The following is a 6,442-nucleotide window of genomic DNA, read 5'->3' on the forward strand; positions in this document are numbered from 1 at the left end:
TGCGAGCCGTAGCCGATGATGGCGACCTTCTTGCCCTTGATGAGCTTGAGGTCACAGTCCTTGTCGTAGAAGACTTTCATGGGGATCTCCTTGTCGAATCTGGGCGCCGCTTCAGGCGCGGGTTGCTTGCTTGGGTGCGGGCGGCGGGCCGCCGGTTCAGGCCTTCAGGACCCGCTCGCCGCGGGCGATGCCCGAGGCGCCGGTGCGCACCGTCTCGAGGATGGCGGAGCGGTCAAGCGCGTCGATGAAGGCGTCGAGCTTGCTGCCATCGCCGGTGAGCTCGATGGTGTAGGACTTGTCGGTGACGTCGATCACCCGGCCGCGGAAGATGTCGGCCATGCGCTTGATCTCCTCGCGCTCCTTGCCCACCGCGCGCACCTTGATCAGCATGAGCTCGCGCTCGATGTAGGCACTCTCGGTGAGGTCGACCACCTTGACCACATCGATCAGGCGGTTCAGATGCTTGGTGATCTGCTCGATGACATCGTCGGACCCCGTGGTGACGATGGTCAGCCGCGACAGCGACCGGTCTTCGGTGGGCGCCACGGTAAGGGTCTCGATGTTGTAGCCGCGCGCCGAGAACAGCCCCACCACCCGGGACAGCGCGCCGGGTTCGTTCTCGAGCAGGACGGAAATGATGTGTCTCATCACGGACTCCGTCTCAGAGGTCTTCGGAGGACAAAAGCATCTCGGTCAGGCCCTTGCCACCCTGCACCATCGGCCAGACGTTCTCCTTGGCGTCGGTGATGATGTCGAGGAAGACCAGGCGGTCGCGATGCTTGCCGAAGGCCTCCCGCAGCGCGGGCTCGACGTCGGCCGGCTTGTCGATGCGCACGCCGATGTGGCCGTAGGCCTCGGCAAGCCGCACGAAGTCGGGCAGCGCATCCATGTACGACTCGGAATAACGGTTGCCGTACTCGATCTGCTGCCACTGCCGGACCATGCCCAGGTAGCCGTTGTTCAGGTTCACCACCTTGACCGGCAGGTGATACTGCTTGCAGGTGGAAAGCTCCTGGATGCACATCTGGATGGAGCCCTCGCCGGTGACGCAGGCCACCTGCGCGTCGGGATGGGCCATCTTCACGCCCATGGCATACGGCAGCCCCACGCCCATGGTGCCCAGGCCGCCGGAGTTGATCCAGCGGCGCGGCTTGTCGAAGCGATAGAACTGGGCAGCCCACATCTGGTGCTGGCCGACGTCGGAGGTGATGAAGGCATCGCCCCCGGTGACCTCCCAGAGCTTCTCCACCACGAACTGTGGCTTGATCACATCGGAGGAGCGGTCATAGGAGAGGCAGTCGCGGCTGCGCCACTGTTCGATCTGGGCCCACCAGGCCGACAGGGCGGCCTTGTCGGGTCCGTCGCCAGCGCTCACCTGCGGCTCGATGAGGGCGATCAGATCGAGCAGGGTTTCGCGGACATCGCCGACGATCGGCACATCGACCTTCACCCGCTTGGAGATCGACGAGGGGTCGACATCGACATGGATGATCTTGCGCGGGTTCTGCGCGAAGTGCTTCGGATTGCCGATCACGCGATCGTCGAAGCGCGCGCCCACGGCGATCAGCACGTCGCAGTGCTGCATGGCCATGTTCGCCTCGTAGGTGCCATGCATGCCGAGCATGCCCACGAACTTGGGGTCGGAGGCCCGATAGCCGCCCAGGCCCATGAGGGTGTTGGTGCACGGGTAGCCGAGCAGATCGACCAGGCGGTTGAGCTCGGGCGCAGCGTTGGCAAGGATGACCCCGCCGCCCGTGTAGATCATGGGGCGTTGCGCCTGCAGCAGCAACTGCATCGCCTTCTTGATCTGGCCCTGGTGGCCTTTGACCACCGGGTTGTAGGAGCGCATCTGCACGCTCTTCGGGTATTCATAGCGGCACTTCTCGCGGGTGACATCCTTGGGGATGTCGACCAGCACCGGGCCCGGGCGGCCGGTGCGCGCGATGTGGAAGGCCTTCTTCATGGTCTCGGCCAGGTCCTTGACGTTCTTGACCAGGAAGTTGTGCTTCACGCACGGCCGCGTGATGCCGACCGTGTCGCACTCCTGGAACGCGTCCTGCCCGATGGCATGGGTGGGCACCTGACCGGACAGGATCACCATGGGAATGGAGTCCATGTACGCGGTGGCGATGCCGGTGACCGCATTGGTCAGGCCAGGGCCGCTGGTGACCAGGCAGACCCCCACCTTTTCGGTGGAGCGGGAGTAGGCATCGGCGGCATGCACCGCCGCCTGCTCGTGGCGGACCAGGATGTGGTTGAGGCCATCCTGCTGGAAGATGGCGTCGTAGATGTAGAGGACGGCGCCGCCGGGATAGCCGAAGATGTGCTCGACACCTTCTTCGCGCAGACAGCGGACGACGATGTCCGCACCAGAGAGTTCCATGAGGTGATCCCTTTCAAGACCGAGGGAGCCCGCCCGCCGGCGCCAACGCCCTCCCTCGGGAGTGGCATCGACGCAGGCCTTGGCACGGGACCTGCGAGGTTGATCGGACGCCCAACGCCGCTCTCGTGAAGCGGGTTGAGGCGAAACGGGCCCAAGCTGACCGTCAGCCGGTGAGCTGCGGACTACAAAGACAACGGCGTCACGAGACACGCGAAGAGCAGCCTCGGGACGCCGGGGGTAACCGACGGAGTATAGCGAGCGAGGCGACATCGGGTCAAGAAATCCGCGCCCACCGCGCCTCGGCATCTCTGCTAGCATCGCCCGCTTGCGGGCTCCTCCACGGTTTGCGCCACCCCTTTCATGGCCACGCGACAGGAATTGTCGGACTTTCTGGCTTCGGTCGAGCGCAGGGCCTTCAAGCACGCGGTCTACGCGGTCCGTGACGAGGAGATCGCCCTGGATCTGATCCAGGACAGCATGCTGAAGCTCGCTGAACGCTATGGTGACAAGCCGGCGGGAGAACTCCCCCTGCTTTTCCAGCGCATCCTGCAGAACGCGATCACCGACCATTTCAGGCGCAGCAAGGTACGCAACGCCTGGGTCACCCTGCTGTCGGTGCTGGTGCCCGAGAGCGAGGACGGCGTCGAGCGCGACCCGCTCGAGGTGCTGGAATCGGCCGGTGAAGGCGGGCGTTCGGCAAGCGCCGCCGAGGAAGTCGAGCGCTCGCAGGTGCTGCGGGTGATCGAGGAAGAGATCCAGCGGTTGCCACCGCGTCAACGGGAGGCCTTCCTGATGCGTTACTGGGAGGATATGGACGTGGCCGAAACGGCCGCTGCCATGGGGTGCTCCGAGGGCAGCGTCAAGACGCACTGCTCCCGGGCCACCCACACCCTGTCAGCGGCACTGCGTGCCCGGGGCATCTCACCATGAACGAGCAGCAATTCACCCGCGAAATCCGCGCCGCGCTTGACGAAGCGTCTGGCCGTTTGCCCTTCAGGGTCGGCCACCGTCTTGAGCAGGCTCGGCTTGCCGCCCTGTCTCGCCAGCGTACCGGCACGGTTCGTGTGGTCGCGTCGGCGCGCCAGGTCGCCCTGGCGGGAGCCGGTGGGCCGTCCCAGGAAAGCCAGTCGCCCTGGCGCCGGGTGCTCGTCACCCTGCTGCCGGTGCTGGCCCTGATCGCCGGCCTCATGGCCATCTCCGTCTGGAACGACACCGAGACCGCCGACGAGATCGCCGAGATCGACAGCGCCATGCTCACCGATGAGGTTCCCCTGACGGCCTACACCGATCGCGGCTTCGGCGTCTTCCTCAAGAACAGCCGCGAGCCCTGAGTCCCATGCCCGTGCTGCCCCGCCGTCCGTCATCCGCACCGCGCCAGCCCGCGCGCCGACGGGTTGCGGTCGTCGCCATGGCGCTGGCGGGGCTCTGGCTCGGCGCCACCGGCGTGGCTGCCTGGGCGGCGGCCCCGGTTACCGACAGCCGCTCGGTGCTGCCGATCAACCAGCCCAAGTGGGCTGAACTCAGCGCATCCCAGCAGGAAACCCTGGCGCCGCTCCAGAGCGCCTGGAACGGTCTGCCGGCGGCCAAGAAGCGATCCTGGCTCGCGCTGACCGAGAAGATGCCCGCCATGAACCCGGCCGACCGGGCGGCCGCTCAGCAACGCATTCGCGAGTGGGCGGCGCTCTCCCCCGAGCAACGCCGCATGGCCCGCGACAACTACCGTCTTGCCAAGTCGCTTGATCGCGATGAGCGACTGGCCACCTGGGAAAGCTACCAGCAGATGACGCCCGAGCAGCGTTCGGTGCTGCGCGCCAACGGCTGGACCAGCAACACCGCGGCCCGCCATGCTGGCGCGCCCACCGGTCTGGCCAAGGAAGCAGCCCGGCCGCTGGCCTCGGCCCAGCAGCCACGGCCGGGCACTGCCGTCAGGACCTCCAGGCCGGGCGCGCCGGCCAGCCAGCCTGCCGACGGCACGCCGGTTGCCGCCGACTGACATGCCCCCTGACGCGGCCCAACCCGCGCCCGACGCCCCGCTGCCCGACGCCGATCCCTGGCGCCGGTTCATGTGCGTCGCCTACGAGGGCGTCATTCTCTTCGGGGTGGTCTTCTTCTTCGCGTACGGCTTCTCGGCCCTCACCCGCTTCAACGGGCAGCCCGGCCCGCTGCGCTGGGCCTTCCAGGGCTTCATGGTGCTGGTGCTCGGGGTGTATTTCGTGTGGTTCTGGTCCCATGGCCGGCGCACGCTGCCCATGAAGACCATGAGCGTCCGCCTGGTCGACGAGCAGGGACAACCGGCCAGCACGCAGCGAGCCATCATGCGCTATCTCGCCGCCTTGGCGGGCTGGGTGATCGCCCTCGGGCTCGCCGCAGGGGTGCACGGGGCCGCCATCCTGCTGGTGGCCGTGCCTTTCGGGTGGGCGCTCATCGATCGCCGCCGCCGCACCCTCTATGACCTGGCCAGCGGCACGCGGCTGGTCTTCGAGCGGCGCTGATTCAGCCGGTCTGCCGCACGCAGTCCACGAAGTACTGGCCGGCCTCGTCGATGACCAGGCCATGCACATCGGTGTCGAAGCCCGGGAATCGCTGATTGAACGCGCGCGCGAACTGCAGGTACTGCACGATCGCGCGATTGAAGCGCTCGCCGGGAATGAGCAGGGGAATGCCCGGCGGATAGGGCGTGACCAGCATGGTGGTCACCCGGCCCTCGAGCTCGTCGATCGGCACCCGGTCCACCCGACGATGGGCCAGGCACTCGAAGGCATCGGAGGGCTTCATCACCGGGACCATGTCCGAGAGGTACATGTCGGTGGTGACCCGGGCCACATCGTTGCTGCGGTAGTTCTCGTGGATCTGCTGGGCGAGATCGCGCAGGCCGACCCGCTCATAGTGCGGATGCGCCTGCACGAACTCGGGCATGACGCGCCACAGCGGCTGGTTGGCGTCGTAGTCCATCTTGAACTGCTGCAGCTCGGTCACCAGCGTGTTCCAGCGCCCCTTGGTGATGCCGATGGTGAACATCACGAAGAACGAGTAGAGCCCGGTCTTTTCCACGACCACGCCGTGCTCGGCGAGATACTTGGTGACGATCGCCGCGGGGATGCCCCAGCTGGCGAACTGGCCCTCGATGTCGAGGCCGGGCGTGGTGATGGTGGCCTTGATCGGGTCGAGCATGTTGAAGCCGCCCGATAGCCGGCCGAAGCCGTGCCAGCCATCGCTCGACTTGAGGAACCAGTCTTCGCGCCGACCGATGCCGTTGTCGGCGAGGTGGTTGGGGCCCCAGACCTGAAACCACCAGTCCTTGCCGAACTCGGCATCGACCTTGCGCATGGCGCGCCGGAAGGCGAGCGACTCGAAGATCGACTCCTCGACCAGCGCGGTGCCGCCGGGCGGCTCCATCATGGCCGCGGCGACATCGCAGCTGGCGATGATCGCGTACTGCGGGCTGGTGGAGGTGTGCATCAGGAAGGCTTCGTTGAAGCGGTACTGATCGAGCTTGCGGGTCTCGGAGTCCTGCACCAGGATCTGCGAGGCCTGCGACAGCCCCGCGAGCAGCTTGTGCGTGGACTGGGTGGCGAAGATCATCGCCTCCTTGGCGCGCGGCCGGTCGGGGCCGATGGCATGGAACTCGTGATAGAACGGGTGGAACACCGCGTGCGGCAGCCAGGCCTCGTCGAAGTGAAGATTCTCGATGTAGTCGCCGAGGGTGGACTTGATCTGCTCGACGTTGTAGAGCACGCCGTCATAGGTGGACTGGGTGATCGTGAGCACCCGGGGCTGCGCCGACTTGTCCTTGACGAGCGGGTTGGCTGCGATCCGCTTGCGAATCGCCGCGGGGGAGAACTCGGCCTGAGGGATGGGCCCGATGATGCCGAAGTGGTTGCGCGTGGGCGGCAGGAACACCGGCACCGCGCCCGTCATGATGATGGAGTGCAGGATGCTCTTGTGGCAGTTGCGGTCCACCACCACCACGTCGCCGGGCGCCACCGTGTGGTGCCACACCATCTTGTTGCTGGTGCTGGTGCCGTTGGTGACGAAGAAGCAGTGGTCGGCGTTGAAGAT

The 6,442-nt window shown here is 66.5% G+C and carries 7 protein-coding genes; 4 read left to right on the forward strand and 3 right to left on the reverse strand.

The window, feature by feature from the left end; genetic code table 11:
• Positions 1–156: 156 nt before the first annotated feature.
• Together ilvN and AC2H6A_RS17005 are read right to left on the reverse strand one after the other, a co-directional pair.
• Entirely contained in the window at positions 157–648 is a 492-nt protein-coding gene (gene ilvN, locus AC2H6A_RS17000; protein ID WP_484274903.1) for an acetolactate synthase small subunit, read from the reverse strand.
• Between the two features lie 13 nt (positions 649–661).
• Complete coding sequence (locus AC2H6A_RS17005; RefSeq protein ID WP_484274904.1) at positions 662–2,383, reverse strand: acetolactate synthase 3 catalytic subunit; 1,722 nt, start codon at positions 2,381–2,383, stop codon at positions 662–664.
• Between the two features lie 360 nt (positions 2,384–2,743).
• Here AC2H6A_RS17005 and AC2H6A_RS17010 point away from each other — a divergent pair, with 360 nt between their 5' ends.
• The 4 genes from AC2H6A_RS17010 to AC2H6A_RS17025 are packed head-to-tail and all read left to right on the forward strand — an operon-like array spanning position 2,744 to position 4,875.
• On the forward strand, positions 2,744–3,313 hold the full coding sequence (locus AC2H6A_RS17010; protein ID WP_484274905.1) for an RNA polymerase sigma factor: 570 nt from the start codon (positions 2,744–2,746) through the stop codon (positions 3,311–3,313).
• On the forward strand, positions 3,310–3,714 hold the full coding sequence (locus AC2H6A_RS17015; protein ID WP_484274906.1) for a DUF3619 family protein: 405 nt from the start codon (positions 3,310–3,312) through the stop codon (positions 3,712–3,714). Before AC2H6A_RS17010 ends, AC2H6A_RS17015 begins: the two co-directional genes overlap by 4 nt.
• 5 nt (positions 3,715–3,719) lie before the next feature.
• Positions 3,720–4,376: a DUF3106 domain-containing protein gene (locus AC2H6A_RS17020; RefSeq protein ID WP_484274907.1), complete on the forward strand. Its 657-nt coding sequence runs from the start codon at positions 3,720–3,722 to the stop codon at positions 4,374–4,376.
• A 1-nt stretch (position 4,377) separates the two neighbouring features.
• The gene (locus tag AC2H6A_RS17025) at positions 4,378–4,875 is read left to right on the forward strand and encodes an RDD family protein (RefSeq protein ID WP_484274908.1); all 498 of its coding nucleotides are present in this window, start codon (positions 4,378–4,380) and stop codon (positions 4,873–4,875) included.
• A 1-nt stretch (position 4,876) separates the two neighbouring features.
• On the opposite strand, the gene AC2H6A_RS17030 is transcribed toward AC2H6A_RS17025, so the two are convergent.
• The coding region (locus AC2H6A_RS17030) for an Orn/Lys/Arg family decarboxylase (RefSeq protein WP_484274909.1) at positions 4,877–6,442 on the reverse strand (1,566 nt) is incomplete at its 5' end.

The organism is Quisquiliibacterium sp. (genome assembly GCF_982640115.1).

Excerpts from the sequence above, each read along its gene's own strand:
- AC2H6A_RS17020 (WP_484274907.1), top strand. The coding sequence starts at position 3,720 with ATGCCCGTGCTGCCCCGCCGTCCGTCATCCGCACCGCGCCAGCCCGCG.
- ilvN (WP_484274903.1), bottom strand. The coding sequence starts at position 648 with ATGAGACACATCATTTCCGTCCTGCTCGAGAACGAACCCGGCGCGCTG.
- AC2H6A_RS17010 (WP_484274905.1), top strand. The coding sequence starts at position 2,744 with ATGGCCACGCGACAGGAATTGTCGGACTTTCTGGCTTCGGTCGAGCGC.
- AC2H6A_RS17015 (WP_484274906.1), top strand. The coding sequence starts at position 3,310 with ATGAACGAGCAGCAATTCACCCGCGAAATCCGCGCCGCGCTTGACGAA.
- AC2H6A_RS17005 (WP_484274904.1), bottom strand. The coding sequence starts at position 2,383 with ATGGAACTCTCTGGTGCGGACATCGTCGTCCGCTGTCTGCGCGAAGAA.
- AC2H6A_RS17025 (WP_484274908.1), top strand. The coding sequence starts at position 4,378 with ATGCCCCCTGACGCGGCCCAACCCGCGCCCGACGCCCCGCTGCCCGAC.